At 69.1% G+C, this 17,763-nt stretch carries 16 protein-coding genes; 7 read left to right on the top strand and 9 right to left on the bottom strand.

Annotated features, from left to right (window positions below; all coding sequences use genetic code 11):
- Positions 1 to 81: 81 nt before the first annotated feature.
- On the bottom strand, positions 82 to 666 hold the full coding sequence (locus NL114_RS16350) for a GNAT family N-acetyltransferase (protein WP_254821984.1): 585 nt from the start codon (positions 664 to 666) through the stop codon (positions 82 to 84).
- A 215-nt stretch (positions 667 to 881) separates the two neighbouring features.
- Between NL114_RS16350 and NL114_RS16345 the strand changes: the two genes are divergently transcribed.
- On the top strand, positions 882 to 3,317 hold the full coding sequence (locus NL114_RS16345) for a PAS domain S-box protein (RefSeq protein ID WP_254821983.1): 2,436 nt from the start codon (positions 882 to 884) through the stop codon (positions 3,315 to 3,317).
- Positions 3,318 to 3,326: 9 nt separating this feature from the next.
- Here NL114_RS16345 and idsA3 read toward each other — a convergent pair whose 3' ends face one another.
- The 3 genes from idsA3 to NL114_RS16330 form a co-directional block, all read right to left on the bottom strand.
- Positions 3,327 to 4,379 (bottom strand): geranylfarnesyl diphosphate synthase, encoded by a 1,053-nt coding sequence (gene idsA3 / locus NL114_RS16340; protein ID WP_254821982.1) that lies wholly within the window; start codon positions 4,377 to 4,379, stop codon positions 3,327 to 3,329.
- Between the two features lie 131 nt (positions 4,380 to 4,510).
- A complete protein-coding gene (locus tag NL114_RS16335; protein WP_254821981.1) occupies positions 4,511 to 4,747 on the bottom strand; it encodes a hypothetical protein in 237 nt (78 codons plus the stop codon).
- Positions 4,748 to 4,891: 144 nt separating this feature from the next.
- A complete protein-coding gene (locus tag NL114_RS16330; RefSeq protein WP_254821980.1) occupies positions 4,892 to 6,244 on the bottom strand; it encodes a ribonuclease J in 1,353 nt (450 codons plus the stop codon).
- Positions 6,245 to 6,664: 420 nt separating this feature from the next.
- Here NL114_RS16330 and NL114_RS16325 point away from each other — a divergent pair, with 420 nt between their 5' ends.
- The 4 genes from NL114_RS16325 (at position 6,665) to NL114_RS16310 (ending at position 11,409) form a co-directional block, all read left to right on the top strand.
- Complete coding sequence (locus NL114_RS16325) at positions 6,665 to 6,949, top strand: DUF357 domain-containing protein (protein ID WP_254821979.1); 285 nt, start codon at positions 6,665 to 6,667, stop codon at positions 6,947 to 6,949.
- A gap of 144 nt (positions 6,950 to 7,093) precedes the next feature.
- Entirely contained in the window at positions 7,094 to 9,880 is a 2,787-nt protein-coding gene (locus NL114_RS16320) for a DUF7282 domain-containing protein (protein ID WP_254821978.1), read from the top strand.
- A 250-nt stretch (positions 9,881 to 10,130) separates the two neighbouring features.
- Positions 10,131 to 11,099, top strand: coding sequence for a transcription initiation factor IIB (locus NL114_RS16315; protein ID WP_254821977.1), 969 nt, complete (start codon positions 10,131 to 10,133; stop codon positions 11,097 to 11,099).
- Positions 11,100 to 11,232: 133 nt separating this feature from the next.
- Positions 11,233 to 11,409, top strand: coding sequence for a DUF7836 family putative zinc-binding protein (locus tag NL114_RS16310; RefSeq protein ID WP_254821976.1), 177 nt, complete (start codon positions 11,233 to 11,235; stop codon positions 11,407 to 11,409).
- 130 nt (positions 11,410 to 11,539) lie between these two features.
- On the opposite strand, the gene NL114_RS16305 is transcribed toward NL114_RS16310, so the two are convergent.
- Positions 11,540 to 11,944, bottom strand: coding sequence for a translation initiation factor IF-2 subunit beta (locus NL114_RS16305; protein WP_254821975.1), 405 nt, complete (start codon positions 11,942 to 11,944; stop codon positions 11,540 to 11,542).
- A 245-nt stretch (positions 11,945 to 12,189) separates the two neighbouring features.
- On the opposite strand from NL114_RS16305, the gene NL114_RS16300 reads away from it, so the two are divergent.
- Positions 12,190 to 12,426, top strand: coding sequence for a UPF0058 family protein (locus tag NL114_RS16300; RefSeq protein ID WP_254821974.1), 237 nt, complete (start codon positions 12,190 to 12,192; stop codon positions 12,424 to 12,426).
- Between the two features lie 79 nt (positions 12,427 to 12,505).
- On the opposite strand, the gene NL114_RS16295 is transcribed toward NL114_RS16300, so the two are convergent.
- Positions 12,506 to 13,015 carry a DUF555 domain-containing protein gene (locus NL114_RS16295; protein WP_254821973.1) on the bottom strand — a complete coding sequence of 170 codons (510 nt, stop codon included), beginning with the start codon at positions 13,013 to 13,015 and terminating at the stop codon, positions 12,506 to 12,508.
- Between the two features lie 88 nt (positions 13,016 to 13,103).
- Between NL114_RS16295 and NL114_RS16290 the strand changes: the two genes are divergently transcribed.
- Entirely contained in the window at positions 13,104 to 14,021 is a 918-nt protein-coding gene (locus NL114_RS16290; protein WP_254821972.1) for a DNA-3-methyladenine glycosylase family protein, read from the top strand.
- 161 nt (positions 14,022 to 14,182) lie between these two features.
- On the opposite strand, the gene NL114_RS16285 is transcribed toward NL114_RS16290, so the two are convergent.
- From NL114_RS16285 to NL114_RS16275, 3 genes are read right to left on the bottom strand one after another with little or no spacing between them, the layout of a single operon-like run.
- Positions 14,183 to 15,031: a hypothetical protein gene (locus tag NL114_RS16285; RefSeq protein ID WP_254821971.1), complete on the bottom strand. Its 849-nt coding sequence runs from the start codon at positions 15,029 to 15,031 to the stop codon at positions 14,183 to 14,185.
- Positions 15,032 to 15,089: 58 nt separating this feature from the next.
- Complete coding sequence (locus NL114_RS16280) at positions 15,090 to 16,523, bottom strand: zinc ribbon domain-containing protein (protein WP_254821970.1); 1,434 nt, start codon at positions 16,521 to 16,523, stop codon at positions 15,090 to 15,092.
- Entirely contained in the window at positions 16,520 to 17,716 is a 1,197-nt protein-coding gene (locus NL114_RS16275) for a thiolase domain-containing protein (protein WP_254821969.1), read from the bottom strand. Before NL114_RS16275 ends, NL114_RS16280 begins: the two co-directional genes overlap by 4 nt.
- Positions 17,717 to 17,763: the final 47 nt, after the last annotated feature.

Here is a 17,763-nt window from a genome sequence, read left to right as displayed (position 1 = left end):
CTGGTCCCACCGCGGCGAACCACCACGGACGGCGACGGACTGCCCGGCAGCGGCAGACAACCGGCAGCGAACCGCCTGCGCTCACCCGTCTTCGTCGGTATCTGCCGAGGTAGCCTCGGCCGCTTCGGAGCCTGCCCCGTCGAACTCAGACCGCAACAGCCCGTAGATGGCGATATCGTGGTAGTCGCCCTCTCGGTAGTAGCCCTCCCGGCGACGCCCTTCCCGCGTGAAGCCGGCCTTCTCGACCACCCGCCGGCTGGCCTCGTTGTCGGCCCGGATTCGAGCGACGGCCGAGTTGGCGTTGAGGGTCTCGAACGCGAACCGGACCAGCGTCCGGACGGCGTCGGTGGCGTACCCCTTGCCCTGCCCGGACGGGAGGACGTAGTAGGCCACCTCGGCGACCCGGGCACGGTCGTCGGTCATGGTCACGCCGGCCCATCCCAGCGGCTCGCCTTCCGCCCGGATAACACACAGGGCGCCGTCGCGGTCATCGGCCCGTCGCTCCCGGATGCGCTCGCGGGCCTCCCCGGTCGTCAGGCCAGCCTCGTACGCACCAGTCACGCGCATCGCAGGCTGATTGCGCGACGCCCGGTAGACGGCGACGTGGTCGTCGTCGTCCGGGTCGAGCGGTTCCAGGTCGACGGTGTCGCCCGAGAGGAAGGGCATGGTGGTCGCTAGAGGGGTCGGGCCATAACTCTGGTCGGGGGGGCGTGGGGGCCGTGCGGCCAGGGGAGCGTCGGGGCGTCGTCGGACTCCACGTTCCCACACGGACATCCACCGTCAGATATGTTTCTCTCGGTAGTCGTTGGGGATTATTTATCCGTGGGTGGGCGCTATCTGCCCGTGAACGCGCAGGCGTCGCCGCCGAGTTCCGAACACGTATGCTGGACCCCCATCCGCTGGACAGCCCCCCGACGGGGGAGGCCGAAACCCCCTCGCTCGTCCTGGTGGTCGATCCGAACGACCCGACCACGAGCCGGATCGTATCGGCGCTCGAGGAGGCCGACATCCCGACGGTGGAGACCGTCGACACCGCCCATGCCGCCAGGGAGCACCTCGAACGCCAGCCGGTCGAGTGTGTCGTCAGCGAGGCGACGCTCCCGGACGGGACCGGGCTGGGCCTCTACGAGTGGCTCCAGGAGGACCGGCCGGACCTCCCCTTCGTCGTCCACACGGCCGACGGGAGCGAGGCCGTGGCCAGCGATGCACTCTCGGCGGGCGTGACCGAGTACATCTCCAAGGAGCGCGATGGGTCGCTCCAGCAGCTCGTCGACACGGTCGAAACGGTCCTGCGGCGGCGCAACGCGACGCGAGCACTCACCACCGCCGAGGCCGACGAGTTCCGGGCTCTCGTCGACGGAATCAGGGACCACGCGATATTCCTGCTCGATCCGGAGGGGTACGTGACATCCTGGAACCGGGGGGCCCACAATCTGAAGGGCTACCGCCGGGAGGAGATCCTCGGAGCCCACGTCTCCACGTTCTACCCCGAGGCGGCCACCGAGCGCAACAGACCCACGAACCTGCTCGCGGAGGCCCGGACCCACGGGCGCGTCACGGACGAGGGCTGGCGCGTCAGGAAGGACGGGTCGCAGTTCTGGGCGAGTGTCGTCATCAGGGCACTCCGTGACGACGACGGGGCGGTCCGGGGGTTCGCGAAGTTCACCCGCGACCTCACCGAACAGCGCGAGCGCGAGCGACAGCTCCGCGAACAACACCACCTGACCGAGCGCATCCTCGACGCGGTGCCCGTCGCCGTGGCGGTTCACTCACCCGAGGGGGACCGCCTCCGGGCGAACGACCGTGCGACGGAGCTCCTCGACGCCCTCGGTATCGACGGCCACGACGCCACCGGGGGCCCGACGGCCACCATCCGCGACGCGACCGGAGAGCCGCTCGACCCCGGAGCGTTCCCGACCCAGCGCGTCATCGCGACGGGCGAACCGGTCATGGATCGTGAACTCGCCGTCGAACGCCCCGACGGCACCCGCCAGTGGCTCTCGGTCAGCTCGGTGCCGATGGCCGACCGGCGGGACCAGATGGAGCGGATCATCACGGCCGGACGCGACATCACGCCGCTCAAACGGCGCGAACGGGAGCTCGAGGAGACCCGGGTGGAACTCGAGGAGACCATCACGCAGCTCGAGGCGGCGAATCAGGAACTCGAACGGACCGAGAACCGGTTCGAGGCGCTGACGAAGAACTCCTCGGTGGCCGTCGTCACCATCGACGGCGACAGCACGATCCGCTTCGCGAACGACACCATCGAGGAGATATTCGGCTACGAGCCGGAGACGCTGGTCGGGACCTCGCTGACGCGAATCATCCCCGACCGGCTCGTCCCGGACCACCTCCAGGCACTCGACCGGTACCAGACGGACGGAACTCGGCACCTCGACTGGGACTGGATCGAGGTTCCCGGCGAACACCGGGACGGCCACGAGGTGCAGCTGGGCCTCTCCTTCGGCGAGACCAGGGTCGACGGTGACCACCTCTTCACGGCCGTCATCCGCGACATCACCGAGCAGAAGGAACGACAGCAGGAACTCGAGGAGCGCCGCGAGGAGCTGAGTGAACTCGTCGAGGAGCTCGAGCGGTCGAACGCGGAGCTGGAGCAGTTCGCCTACGCGGTCTCGCACGACATGAAGGAGCCACTCCGGATGATATCGAGCTACCTCGACCTGCTGGAACGCCGCTATGCGGGCGAACTGGACGAGGACGCGACGGAGTTCATCCAGTTCGCCGTCGACGGCGCCGACCGGATGCAGCGGATGATCGACGAGATCCTCGAGTTCTCGCGGGTCGACCTCGACGAGTCGGCCCACGAGCCGGTCGACTGCACCGCGGTGCTGGCGGAGGTCCGGGAGATGCTCGCCATCGAGGAAGCGGATGCCGAGGTGACCGCCGAGCCGCTCCCGACGGTCCGGGCGAACCGGACGCAACTGACCAAGCTGTTCCAGAACCTCGTCACCAACGCCATCAATCACAGCGAGGGCCACGTTGCGGTGGACATCAGGGCGGAGCGGGCAGGCGGGATGTGGCGCTTCGCGGTGGCCGACACCGGACCGGGAATCCCGGAGCAGCGCCAGGAACACATCTTCGACCTGTTCACGTCGGTCGGCGCCAGCGGCGGGTCGGGTGTCGGCCTCGCGCTCTGCCGGAAGATCGTCCAGCACCACGGCGGCGAGATCACCGTCGACTCCACCCTGGGCGAGGGGACCACGTTCAGCTTCACGCTCCCGGACGCCGGGGAACACGACACCGCTCCGGACGGCGGCTACCGGGAGCACGGCGACACGCCGGCCGACGACACGTGATCGGTCGCCCTAGTACTCCCGTTCGACGAGGTAGTCCGCGATGACGGCCAGCAGGGCCTTCGGCTCCCCCTCGGGGAGGGGTTCGAGGTTCGCCTTCCCGGAGGCGACGAGGTCCTGTGCGGTCTCGCGGGCGTACTGGATGGAGCCGGCGGCCTCCAGCGTCGCGACGGCCTCGTCGACCTGGGCCTCGGTCACCTCGTCCTCGTCGTCCGGGAGGAGGTTCTCCACGTCGACGCCCTGCTCGCGGGCGTGGAGGGTGACGAGTGTGCGCTTGCCCTCGACGAGGTCCGAGCCGCGCTGCTTGCCCAGCTGCTCGGATGGCGTGGTCAGGTCGAGCAGGTCGTCCTGGATCTGGAACGCACGGCCGACGTCGAGTCCGTAGCCAGCAAGCGACTCGACCGTCTCCTCATCGGCTCCGAGCAGGACCGCCGGAATCGCGGCCGCTGCGGCGTACAGCACGGCGGTCTTCAGTTCGACCATCTCCAGGTACTCGTCCGTGTCCACGTCCTCGCGGCCCTCGAACTCCACGTCGAAAGCCTGCCCTTCGCAGATCTCCGTGCAGGTCGTGGCGAGCCGGTCGAGCGCCTCCACGGAGCGCTCGGGTGGCGCGCCGGTCCGGAGCATGTACTCGAACGCCTTCGAGTAGAGCGTGTCACCGGCGAGGATGGCGGTCTCGAGGTCGAACTCCCGGTGGACGGCGGGCACGCCGCGCCGGAGGTCGTCGTCGTCCATGATGTCGTCGTGGATGAGCGTGAACGACTGGATGACCTCGATGGAGACGGCGGCGCTCATCACGTCCACGGGCTCGCCCCCCACGTCCGGGAAGGCCTCGTAGTCCTCGGCCATCGGCTCGGTACCGGTGACAGCCTCGGCGACGAGAAGCAGCATCGTCGGGCGGAGCCGCTTCCCGCCGGCATCGAGGAGATAGCGCGACGCCTCGTAGAGCCGTTCGGGCTCCGTCACGGGGAGTCGCTCGACGATGGCGTCGTTGACCAGCTCGCGGCGGTCGCGGATGGCCCGGTCCACATCCACGTCGCCGCCGCCTGCGTCCGGGTCGGTCATGGTGGTCGCTCAGCGCCGACACCCAAAAGCCCCGCGGGTCGCGACGCTATCGTGGCGCCGTGACCGAACCGGCGGCGGCCGCAGGGCTGGAGCGGGCCACGGGAGCGCGGGAAACCGGGCTGGGCAAGGGGTTACAGTGGGCCGGGAGCGAACGCGTACACGACGACGAAGAACACGAGCAGACCGAGCCCCGCGAGCAGCGGGGCGAACGGGACGGCAGCGCCGGCAGCCGCGCCGGCGACGAGGGTCCCGACGTACGCCAGTGTGGCGACGAAGACCGCACCGAGGGCGAGTTTGATGGCTGGACCGATGGCACCCGGGCGCGCCGGGCCGGTCGAACCGCGTCGTGAGCGGGGAGGTGTGCTCATGCATACCATAATGCAAGCTGAATATAAAAAGGGCAGGGCAGATAACGGCCCCCGATACGACTGCTGAACGTCCGGCGTCACCCAGCCCGTCGGGCGAGTGGAATATCGCAGGGCGCTCACGGGGGACGGGGTCCCGTACCCGGATTACTCGGTCAGCTGGATGGTGTTGCCGTTGGACGTGACGTGGAGGTCACGACCCAGCTTGTAGCCCTCGGACTTGCACAGGTCCGCGTACGGCGCGAAGCCCTTCATGTTCTGGTGGGCCGGGATGACGTTCTGGGGCTGGAGCGCGTCCAGCATCGCGTAGTGGCCCTCCTGGTTCAGGTGCCCAGAGACGTGGATGTCGTCGTAGATGCGCGCACCCTGCATCCGGAGGAGCTGCTCGGACTGGTAGCGCTGGCCCTCGTTGGTCGGCTCCGGGATGACCCGGGCCGAGAAGATGACCTTGTCACCCTGGTCCAGCTCGTAGGGCGTCTCGCCACGACCCATCCGGGTGAGCATCGCGCGCGGCTCGCCCTGGTGGCCCGTCACGACGGGCAGGTATTTCTCCTTGCCCTCGTTCATGATGCGCTTGAACGTGCGGTCCACGCTCTTGCGGTGGCCGTACATACCGACGTCGTCGAGGAAGTCGACGAAGCCGAGGCGCTCGGCGGTGCCGGAGTACTTCTCCATCGACCGGCCCAGCAGGACCGGCTGGCGCCCGATGTCGCGGGCGAACTCGACGAGGCTCTTCACGCGGGCGACGTGGCTCGAGAACGTGGTGGCGACGATGCCGCCGTCGTAGTCCTCGATGGAGGTCATCACGTCCTTGAGGTGGCGCCGGGCGACGGACTCGGAGGGCGTGCGGCCCTTCTTGCCCGCGTTGGTGCAGTCCTCGATGTACGCGAGGACGCCCTCGCCCTCGCGGCCGATCTCGCGGAACCGCTCCATGTCGATGGGGTCGCCGATGACCGGCGTGTGGTCCATCCGCTTGTCCAGCCCGTAGACCACGGCGCCCTCGGGCGTGTGGACGACGGGGTTGATGGCGTCGATGATGGAGTGGGTCACGTTGACGAACTCCAGGTCGACGTTGCCCGAATCCCCGATGGACATCGTCTCCCCGGCATCCATCTTGATGAGGTCGTTCTTGACGCCGAACTTCTCCTCGCTCTGGATCTGCTGTTTGACCAGCTCGATGGTGAACGGCGTCGCCACGATGGGCGCGTCGTATCGGTGGGCGAGCTTGGAGATGGCGCCGATGTGGTCGAGGTGGCCGTGCGTCGGCACGATGGCCTGCACGTCGCCCTCGATGTCGCTCATGACCCGGTCGTCCGGGATGGCCCCCATGTCGATGAGGTCCAGGCTGTGCATCCGCTCGGTCTCGACGTTGTCGTGGATGAGGACCTTCGACAGGTTGAGCCCCATGTCGAAGACGACGACGTCGTCGCCGGCCCGCACGGCAGTCATCTGCCGGCCGACCTCCTCGTAACCGCCGATTGTCGCGATTTCTACTTCCATTGTTCTATGCCGAGTGGCCGCCCCGGACGACGGGGGGACCGGCGAGAGCGCATGGCTGCGCGGCCGACGACGGGCGGACGTCCCGCGACCGCAGGGCCCGAACGCGGACCCGGAGGCCGGTCCAGCGACTCCAAGCGGAGCCGTGGCCGGGGCGTGCCGACCGTCGGCGGGTCGTCGGGCGGGCCCCGGTCGGCCCCGACTGGAGCCATCCCGGACCGTCCCGACGACGCTGCCGGTCGCCCCCCGTACGCGTTCCCGGGGCGACCGATGCTCGGTTACCTGCAACTCTGCAGCGCAGGCGTATAAGTTCGGGGGTTCGGCCGGTGAAGCAACGGACCAGTGGAGCAACGAGCCGGGGTCGGACGGCCGCTCCTCGCTCGTGCCGACACGCTTAGGCGATTCGCCGGTCCCCTTCGAGATATGTCAGCCGACCTCGCCGAGAAGACCGACCGCTACGAGCGACTGCTGGCCGAGGCCCTCGACGCCGCCGAGGCCGTCCCGCCGGCCGAGACGCCGCTCGCCGACGCCGCCGCGGAGTACGAGGAGATGGCCCGCTCGTATCTGGAGGACGGGCGCCACTTCCGCGAGGACGACGACCCCGTGAACGCGCTGGCGGCCTTCTCCTACGGGCACGCGTGGCTCGACGCGGGCGCCCGAATCGGGCTGTTCGACGTACCCGACGAGGGGCACCTGTTCACGGTCTGACCCCCGGACCGCCGGGTGGCGTGGGGACGGACCCGACCCTCGTCGGGGCGCCGGCAACCAGACACGAAATTGGGTGAGAGTGTGGGCCGAGGGGGGCTGAAAGTCGGAATATCGCTTTACAGTGGCTCCGTGACGTACAGGTGTATGCATCGACGGATATCCGTGCTGATGATCGCCGCGGCACTCGTCCTCTCCGGGATGACGATGGGTGTCGGGGCGGTCGGCGCGACAGCGACCGACGCCGATTCGGGCAGTTCATCGGCAGTATCGACCACGACTGATTCGGCCGCGCTCTCGCACGTCGCGAGCGCGACACTGGACAACCAGACCAGTGGCGGCACCACCGTCACGGTCCAGCAGGTCTACGTCCCGGACGGCGGGTTCGTGACCATCCACGACGCCTCGGTCAACGAGGGCGGCGCGAAGGTCCTCTCCAGCGTCCGCGGGAGTTCGAAGTACCTCTCGCCGGGCAACCACACGAACGTCACCGTTCGGCTGGACGACCCCATCGAGAACACCACGACGCTCGTCGCGATGCCGCACAAGGACACCGACGGCGACCGTATCTACGAGTTCGTCTCGGGGAACGCCGAGGTCGACGGCCCGTACACGGCCGACGGTGAGATCGTCGTCGACGTGGGGACGGTCACCGCCTCCGCGACGGTCTCGATCTCCGACCAGCCGACCGACGGCGAACACGTGTTCGTCGACCGGACGGAGCTGGCCAACGGCGGCTTCCTCGCCATCCACGACTCCTCGCTCCTCGACGGGGCGACCTTCGAGAGCGTCCGTGGCGTGAGCCCGAAGCTGGGCGCCGGCGTCCACGAGGACGTTCGCGTCACGCTCGACGAGCCGCTGGAGAACGACGACACGGTCATCCCGATGCCCCACCGTGACACGGACGACGACGGGTCGTACGACTTCGTCACGAGCAACGGCGAGGACGACGGTCCCTACACGGACACGGACGGGAACATCGTCCTCGACTCCGCGAGCGCGGAGCTGACGGACACGGCGAACGTCACGATGGCCGACGAGGTCAGTGGCGGGCACCTCGTGACGGTCGATTCCGTCTTCCTCCCCGAGGGCGGCTTCGTCACCGCACACGACGCGAACGTCTCTGACGACGCCTTCGGCAGCGTCCGTGGTACCTCGCACTACCTGGGTCCGGGCTACCACGAGAACGTCCACATCGTGCTGGACGAGCCGTTCACGGACGACAACGCGACCGTCGTCCCGATGGCGCACAAGGACACGAACGACAACCAGCGCTACGACTTCGTCCGTAGCGAGGGCAACAACGACGGCCCGTACACGGACGACAACGGCGCCGTCATCGACCAGGCGACGCTGGACATCGCGGCCAACTTCCACATCGCCGCCCAGCCGTCCGACGGGACCACGGTCGTCGTCGACCACGTCGACCTCTCCGAGGACGGCTACGTGACGATCCACGACGCCTCGCTCAACGCGGGCGCCGTGACCGGCAGCGTCCGGGGCTCCTCCGAGTTCCTCGAGGCCGGCTACTACGACAACGTCACTATCACGCTGGACGACCCGCTGCAGGAGTCCGGCACGGTCATCCCGATGGCTCACCGTGAGACGGACGGCGACGAGTCGTACGACTTCGTCACCACCGAGGGTAGCGAGGACGGCCCCGTCACCACGAACGGTGGCAACCTCGTCATCGACACGGCGAAGGCGACCGTCAACGCGCAGGTCACCTTCGAGTCACAGACCACGTCCGACACGAACGTCACGGTGCAGTCCGCGACGCTCCACGACGGCGGCTTCGTCACCATCCACGACGCGAGCCTCCTCGAGGGAGCGGTCTTCGACAGCGTGCGTGGCACGTCCGAGTACCTCGGGCCCGGCACGCACGAGAACGTGAGCGTCTCCCTCGACAGTCTCGAGGAGTCGACCACGCTCATCGCGATGCCGCACTACGACACGAACGACAACCAGCAGTACGACTTCGTCACCAGTGAGGGCACCGCCGACGGACCCTACGTGGCGAAGGATATCGTCGTGGCGCCCGCCACGGTCAACGTCTCCGACATGGGGATGGGCGGCGGCACGGCGACGGTCACGCTGAACAACCAGACCGCCAACGGGCAGGCCGACTCCGTGAACGTGGCGAGCGCGACCCTCTCGCAGGGTGGCTTCGTCACGATCCACGACGGGACCCTCCTCGACGGCGACGTCTTCGACTCCGTGCGGGGCACCTCCGACTACCTGGAGGCCGGCTCCCACGAGAACATCAGCGTCTCACTGGACGACCCGTACACGGAGTCCGGCACCATCATCGCGATGCCGCACAAGGACTCCAACGACAACGAGGCGTACGACTTCGTCTCCTCCGAGGGCAGTGCGGACGGGCCGTACACGAGCGGCGGCGAGGCAGTCGTCGCCCCGGCCAGCCTGACGGTGCGCTCGGCCTCGGTCACCTTCGAGGCCCAGGAGACCGCGGGCGACTCGCTGACGGTCGCTTCGGTCTCGATGTCGCAGGGCGGCTTCGTGACCATCCACGACGCGACCCTGCTCGACGGTGCCACCTTCGACAGCGTCCGGGGCAGCTCGGACTACCTCGAAGCCGGCACGAACGAGGACGTCGAGGTCTCGCTGGACGACCCCGTCGAGGAGTCGGGGACGTTCGTCGCGATGCCGCACCGCGACACCAACGACAACCAGCAGTACGACTTCGTCTCCAGTGAGGGCGGCGCCGACGCGCCCTACGTGACCGCCGGGGGCGACATCGTCCTCGCGGACGCGCAGGTCACGCTGGCCGACGGCGCGACCGACACCGGGATGGGTGGTGACGGCGGTGACGGCACCCCCGACTCCACCGAGTCCGACGGTCAGCCCGGCTTCGGCGCGGTCATCGCGGTCCTGGCCCTGCTGGGCGCGGCACTGCTCGCCCGACGCAGCTGAGCTACCGGTTCCATCCGGTAGATTCAAGTACTGAACTCCGACATTCTTTTATACTACCACTTCTCGGAGCGGATGCACCGTCCTGATGGAGAATGTACGAATTCGGGCGTTACGGGCGGCCACAATCGTGTTAACGACCCTCACGACGGCGAAAGGTTTAAGTAGCTTTCGACCTTACTGTGGGTAAGGAGTCGTCCCGCCGGAATTCTTTGGCTTTCCCGGCCCGGCAGGGGCGTCTCTCGCACCCATCATGAGCGATACCACGACACTCCGAACACAGGAGACCACCAGCGAGGCCGAGCGGACACAGGAGAGCGAGGAGGCGACCACGTGCCCCGAGTGCAGCGGCCGGCTCGAGACCGACACGGAGCACGGGGAGGTCGTCTGCAGCGACTGTGGCCTCGTGGTCGAGGAGGACAGCATCGACCGCGGGCCCGAGTGGCGCGCGTTCGACTCGGCCGAGCGCGACAACAAGAGCCGCGTCGGCGCCCCGACGACCAAGATGATGCACGACAAGGGGCTCTCGACCAACATCGGCTGGCAGGACAAGGACGCCTACGGTAACTCCCTGTCCAGCCGCCAGCGGCAGAAGATGCAGCGGCTCCGCACCTGGAACGAGCGCTTCCGGACCCGCGACTCCAAGGAGCGCAACCTCAAGCAGGCCCTCGGCGAGATCGACCGGATGTCCAGCGCACTGGGCCTCCCCGAGAACGTCCGCGAGACCGCGTCGGTCATCTACCGGCGCGCGCTCGCGGAGAACCTGCTCCCCGGCCGCTCCATCGAGGGCGTCGCCACCGCGTCCGTCTACGCGGCGGCGCGACAGGCCGGCGTCCCGCGCTCGCTCGACGAGATCAGCGTGGTCTCGCGAGTCGACCGCATGGAGCTCACTCGCACCTACCGGTACATCGTCCGGGAGCTGAACCTGGAGATCGCCCCGGCGGACCCGGAGAGCTACATCCCCCGGTTCGCCTCCGACCTCGAACTCAGCGACGAGGTCGAGCGCCGCGCCCGCGACCTCGTCGAGGACGGCCGCGAGGCCGGCCTCCTCTCGGGCAAGTCGCCCGTCGGCCTCGCCGCCGCCGCGGTGTACGCCGCGGCCCTGCTCTGCAACGAGAAGGTCACGCAGAGCGAGGTCAGCGAGGTCGCCAGCATCTCCGAGGTCACCATCCGGAACCGGTACAAGGAGCTGCTCGAGGCCGCCGAGGTCATCACAGCCTGATTCCCTGATGGGTGCGGGCCGCGGGCGAACCCCCGCGGCAACGATTTCTGTTCGGTAGTTGTCGAGACCGACCAGTGACAGCGAACCGTACCGGTGACAACGTTTTTGCGTCCCCTGCTCGTTCGGCGACGGTATGGAAGAGACGTACGCACGATTGCTCTGTCCGGAATGTGGCAAGAACTGGGAGTCCACTCCCTCCGACCTGCCCGAGGTCTCGACCACGTTCCACTGTCCGGCCTGTCACGCGACCCGGCGTCTCTCCGAGTTCGCGCGCACCGAACACGACCTGAAGACGATGAAGCAGTTCTGACGCGAGGAGAGCCCCGAAATCGCGAGGATACGAACCAGTTCCGCCCCCTGGTCCAGATACTCCCGTGTTACTCCGAGGATAATATCCGAAACCGGTCCATTATCGATCTATCCGCCGAGATACCGGTTCGTCAGCTGCCGGTCGCCGACCGGGCCCCGCAGGCGTCACACTGGAGCAGCTCGGCGCCGCCCTCGCGGACGATGTTGGTGTCAGGGAGGCCACACTCCGGACAGCGGACGTACGCCTCGGCGTACTCCTCGATGGCGTCCTGGACGCGGGCCTGTCGGAAGTCGCCGGTGAGCCGGAGCCGTCCCCGCTCGTCGATGGAGGCGCTGGTCCCCAGCTCGTTCTGGACGAACTTCATGACGTGGTCCGCCTCGCGACCGAGCTGGTCGATGGTCCCCTGGAAGTTCTCGAACACCGTGACGTTCCCCTCCTGACGGACCTCGACCTCGGGCACCTGGAACCGGTCGCCGCTCCCCTCGATGTCGGGCGTCTCCTCCAGCGCGCGGTCGAGGTGGTCATCGTAGCTCATGTGCCGGGCTATTTGGCGGGTCCTCAAAGCTTTCACGTTGGCTGTCGGCCCGGCGCGCGCCGGCCCACCCCGCCGACCGATGTCCCCGACGGGGGCCGACCACCGGCAGTAGTTGCCACCAAGCACGTGGGTGGTTGTCACGGCGATTCGGCCGTTGCCGGGGAGTAGCGACCCCGAAACGACACTCCATGTTAACGTCACTCAGGATAATACTATAACCATCCAGTGGTAAAGCGCGGGTGAGTATGAAGAAGCAGGAACTCATCCATCTCCACGGCCTGCTTGCGGAGGTACGCAACCACTACGAACAGCGCACAGGTGACGATGTCGCAGCCACCGACTACGAGAATCTCGGTGTGCGCCCGACATCCATCCACAAGTCGAAGACCGACCACAAGGCCGCCGTCTTCGCTCTTGCCGATGGTATCACCGAGGAAATGACCGAGGAGGTCGCGGAGCCGGTCTCCGCCGCCGCCGACTGAACGCGACCGCGCGTTATCCTATCCATCACACCCACCAGCGGCAGCGCTGCACGGTGCGCGCGCGAGTTCCGCCACAGGCTCACTCCTCGACCAGTTCCTCGAACTCCGGAAGGATATCGTCGTCATCGTCGTCGTCCAGTCCGACATCGAGGTCGAGTTCGTCCTCGATAGCCGATCCGTCGCCTCCCGCATCAGCAGCGCTCTCCTCGCTCGTCTCGCTCGTCTCGCCATCCTGGGCGTCGTTCTCGTCTGCCTCGACGGTCTCGACCTCCAGCACCTCCAGCGGGATGTTCTCCAGTCGCTGGCCGATCTCCTTCCGGGCGATGCGGGCGGCGTGTTCGTCCCGTTCGACGTTGAACACCGTCATCTCCAGTTCCAGCGCCACCAGCCCCTCGTCGGCGGCGATGAACGCGGGTTCGAGGTGGTCGCCGCAGTGTGGGCACGACCGGTCGCCCATGTCGATCTCGACGTAGTTGAGGTCCGGGTTGAGCATCTCTCCCGTCTTCGAGATGGCGATCCGCACTGCCTCGTCGGCACTCCCCACATCGTAGACGGGTACCGCCGCCTCCACGACAACGCGACAATCCATACCCAGTCAACGGTTCGCACGCTGGCATCAAGAAGTTTGCCCGGGCCGGAAACACAAGCCGGATGCCGGTCCCGAACCGAGCCGAGGTATGCACGCCGGCCGCGTTCCCGTCACCGAGTTCGCCGGGGGGTTCGACCTCCAGTCGACACTCGAGAGCGGGCAGACCTACGTCTGGGACCGCCCCGACGGCGGGATGTTCACCGACGATGTCGCCTGGGGCGGGGACGCCTGGTACCACACCGTCCTGCCGGCGACCGAGACGGAGACGAACGAACCCGAGGTCCTCCGGTGCCGGCTCGGCGAGGAGGCACTGGAGTGGGAGGCCTCGACCCCGCACGCGCCCGAGCATCTGACGCGGCTCCTCCGCCTGGACGACGACCTCGACGCGATCGTCGACGCCACGCCGGAACTCCCGCTCCTCCGCCGGGCCTACGAGCGGTACGGGGGGATGCGCCTCGTCGAGGACCCGTCGTTCGCGTGCCTGATATCGTTCATCTGCTCGGCGCAGATGCGGGTCTCGCGCATCCACGGGATGCAGGGCCGCCTCGCGAGGGCGTACGGCGACCCCGTCGAGTTCGACGGCGACACCTACCACGCCTTCCCGACACCCGGCCAGCTCGCGGCCGCCACGGAGGCCGACCTCCGGGACCTGTCGCTGGGCTACCGCGCGCCGTACGTCCAGCGGACGGCCGAGATGGTCGCCGAGGGGGAGGCCCACCCCGACGACGCCCGGGAGCTGGAGTACGAGGCCGCCCGCGACTACCTCACCCAGTTCGTCGGCGTCGGGGACAAGGTCGCGGACTGTGTCCTCCTCTTCTCGCTGGACTTTCTCCAGGCCGTTCCGCTGGACACGTGGATCCGCACGGCCATCGAGGAGTACTACCCCGAGTGCGAGAAGGGCAACTACGCCGACACCTCGCGGGCCATCCGGGAGCGCTTCGGCGGGGAGTACGCCGGGTACGCGCAGACGTACGTGTTCCAGTTCCTGCGGACGGGCGGCGAGTAGTTCGGAGCGTGGTCGGCCCTCGGAGCCTGGATTTCAAATACCAGTCCGCACCAGCCGCGCCGTGACCTGACGAGCGAGGGCACGGTGACACGAGCGGCGCGACGCCGACACCGTGGCCGCGGGAACAGAGGCGTCGCCTGTCAGTCATCCCGGTGCAACCGTCAGTCCGTCATCCCCAGCCAGCGGCGCACCTGCTCGGCGACACCCCCTCGGAACCGCCCCCAGTCGAGGTCGACCCCGCCCGTGTCGGTGACCCCCCGGAACAGCGCCCCGTGGTTCGCCCGAGTGACGTGGTCGAGGACAGCCTCGAACAGCGGGTCGAACGCGCCCGGCTCGTCCCCGTCACGGAGCGCTGCCGCCCGTGTCGTCATCAGGTCGTCCGTGACGAACCGGTCGGCGAGGACCGACGCATCGCCGGTATCGACGTGGACCGTCGGCGGCTCGTCCGGCAGGTCCGGGTCCACCGACCGCGCTCGATGACCGCGCTTGTCGACGAACGTCACGCCCGCCGCGGGACCGTCGTCCCACGCCGACGCGGGCAGGTCGTATCGGGCGAGCGGGCGCTGGTCGACGGACCGTTCGCGCTCGACGACGGTGACCAGTGGCGGCCCGAGCCGGTCGAAGACCTGCTGGACGCGGTCCGGCGGGAGCCAGCGGTCCTCGGCGTCGTCCCAGATGGCCGTTCCCAGCACCGGTGGGAGGCGGTCCCAGTCGTAGTCGATGCTCCGATGATGAGTCGCCACCCCGGCGAACGTGTAGCGTGCCGGCTCGTCGACCGTGTCGAGGAACCCACCGAGGTCGAACGCCCGCTCCACGAACCGGCCGGCGTACCCGAGTTCGGGCGGTACCTCGTCGAAGACACGCTCCGGCCCACCGAACTGGAGGTAGCCGGCGGACGCGACGCTGAACCGAATCGCGACCCCGTCGAGCCACTCGTGGACCCAGACGTGGCCCTGCAGGTGGTCCGGAGCCGCGTTCGCGAGTGACGGGACCGATGGGTACGCTCGCACGTGGTCCGGTCCCGCCGCCGCGAGGATAAGTCCTCGTGCCGCCGCGGTGCCCGCGGCTTCAGTCCCCCGCCGGTCGCACCTTGAAGCCGTATCGGGTGACGCCCTCCTGCGTGTAGACCCGGCGAACGACGGCCGCCACCCGGTCGCCGACGGAGAGGTCGTCGTCCACCTCGGTGTCGTGGTCGGTCACCTGTGCGGGGGCGCTGACGGTCCCGCCGTCGGGGCCGTCGAACGAGACGATAGCGACCCCGAAGGCGCCACTCCGGACCTGCTGGGTTGCGAACTCCGGGGGTGCGCCGCCGCGACCGATACGCGTGACCGCCTCGACGGTTCCCTGCCCGGGGAGCGTGACGGACTCGTACTCGACCAGGGCGCCGCAGTCAGTACAGGCCCCTTCCGGCGGGAAGGCGAGTGCGCCGCAATCACGACAGCGGCCGGCGACGAGCCGATGTCGCTGGGCGATGGAGCGCTCCCAGGTCGGCACGGAGACGTAGGCACCGCCGCCAGCCGGTTCCTGCCCGTCGAGGTCTCCACGGCGGCGGAGATACTCGGCGTAGGAGATGTCGACCTCGCCGTCGAGAGCGAAGGACGCCGGCACCGGGTCGTCGGTCTTCAGGAGGAACACGTCCGCGCCGGCGCCGCTCCCGTACGCGGCCGCGAGGACCCGGTCGTGGCCGTCCGCCAGCGCCCGTGCCAGGGACAGCGGGACGCTCGCGGCCCCGGTGTCGCCGAGGTCGTGGACCGTCGCGCAGGCCTGGATGGCCTCGCTGTCGACGCCCAGGGGCCCCGTCGCGCGGTACGGCCGCTTCCCGTCGGGCGCCTGCACCGCGGCGGCCGACACGTCGGGGTCGTCGAGGCCGGCATCGGCGGCCGCGCCGGCGAGCGCGTCGTGGAACGCGGCGCGGTCGTAACTGGTCACGCCGAGACCCTGCACGCGGTCGCCCCCGGACTCGCGGAAGCGCTCGCCCGGACGCGGCGTGACGGACTCGCCGTGTGCGACCACGCGCGCGCCGTCGTCGGGCGCCAGCACGAACGCGGCGGCGCCCGCACCCGCGGCGTGCTCGCGTTCGTCGGGCGGGTCCGCCCGCGGGCAGTCCGCTGCGACGACGAGCACGGGCGCTCGCTCGGCGTCGAACGCCGCAGCCAGTGCCCGGGCCCCGGCGCGGGTACTCGCCGTGAACTGGTGGTGGGTCGCCGTCTCGGGTGCGCCGAGCATCGACCCCAGCCGGACGATCAGTTCCTCCTCAGCGAGCGGTGGGGTCGTGGTGGCGAGCGACAGTCCCGACAGCTCCGCCCCATCGACGCCGGCCGCATCCAGCGCACGGTCGGCGGCCGCAGCAGCCATCGTGAGCGCGTCCTCGTCGGCCTCCGGGACGGCCTTCCGCTCGACGCCGGACGCCTCGAACTGCCCCCACGCTTCGGCGAACGCGTCGGCTTCGATACGGAGCCGCGGCGCGTACGCGCCGACACCCGTGATAGCGAGGTCGCTCATGCGATCACCTCCCCGTCTTCCACGTCGTCCCAGTCGTGCTCGCGCTCGAACAGGTGGACCACGGCCGCGCCGCCGGAGCCGCCGACGTTGTGGGTGAGCCCCACCTCGGGCGCGTCGAGCTGTCGGTCCCCGGCGCCGCCCGTGAGCTGGTCGAACGCCTCGACGACCTGCCCGGCACCGGTCGCGCCGATGGGGTGGCCCTTCGACTTCAGGCCGCCCGAGGTGTTCACGGGCGTCTCGCCGTCCGGACGGGTGGCGCCGCTCGCGATGTACGGGCCGGCCTCCCCGGGTTCGCAGAGGCCGATATCCTCGTACGCCATCAGCTCCGCGATGGCGAAGCAGTCGTGGACCTCCGCGAAGTCGAGGTCGTCCGGCCCGGCAGCGGCCCGCTCGTAGGCCGTCTCGGCCGCACGGCGCGAGGCGGGGACGCCCGAGTACGTGTCGCGCTGGAAGAGGCCGACGCGGTCCGAGCCCGCGCCGACGCCCGCCACCCGGACGCGCGCGTCGGTGAACCGGTCGACGGCGTCCTCGCTGGCGAGCAGCACCGCGGCCGCGCCGTCCGTCGTGGGACAGCAGTGGTACAGCGTCAGCGGGTCGGCCACCGTCGGCGCGGAGGAGGCGTCCTCCAGCGAGCACTCGAAGCCGAGCTGTGCGTGCGGGTTCTTCGCGCCGTTCGCGTGGTTCTTGACGGCGACGTGCGAGAGCTGGTCGACGGTGGTCCCGTACTCGCGCATATGCGCCGAGGCCATCTGGGCGTAGACGCCCGCGAACGTGGTGCCCGACAGGCGCTCCCACTCGGTCTCGCCGCTGACCCCGAGCCAGTAGCGGACGGCGTCCGAGGAGACGTCCGTCATCACCTCGACGCCGCCCGCGAGAACGAGGTCGGCCATCCCCGACCGAATCGCCTGCACACCCTGCCGGACGGCGTAGCCCGAGGCCGCACAGGCGTTCTCGACCCGCGTCGTCGGGACGCCGTGGAGACCGACGTGTTCGGTGACGGCCGGCCCCGGCAGGCCGAGCTGGCGCCCACCGACCCCGAGCGTGCCGACGACGGCCTCGTCGACATCGTTCGGTTCGACGGCGGTCCCGTCGAGGGCGTGTTCGAAGGCGGTAGCGAACAGCGACCGGTACGACTCGTCGGGGAAGGCGCCGAAGTCGGACTGGCCGGCCCCGACGACGTAGGCATCGCGCATGGGGAGCCGAACGGCGCCCCCCGTCCTAAGCGTGTGGGGATGAATCC

Source organism: Haloglomus halophilum, assembly GCF_024298885.1.
GTDB lineage: Archaea > Halobacteriota > Halobacteria > Halobacteriales > Haloarculaceae > Haloglomus > Haloglomus halophilum.
This window is presented reverse-complemented; position numbering and strand designations above follow the sequence as displayed.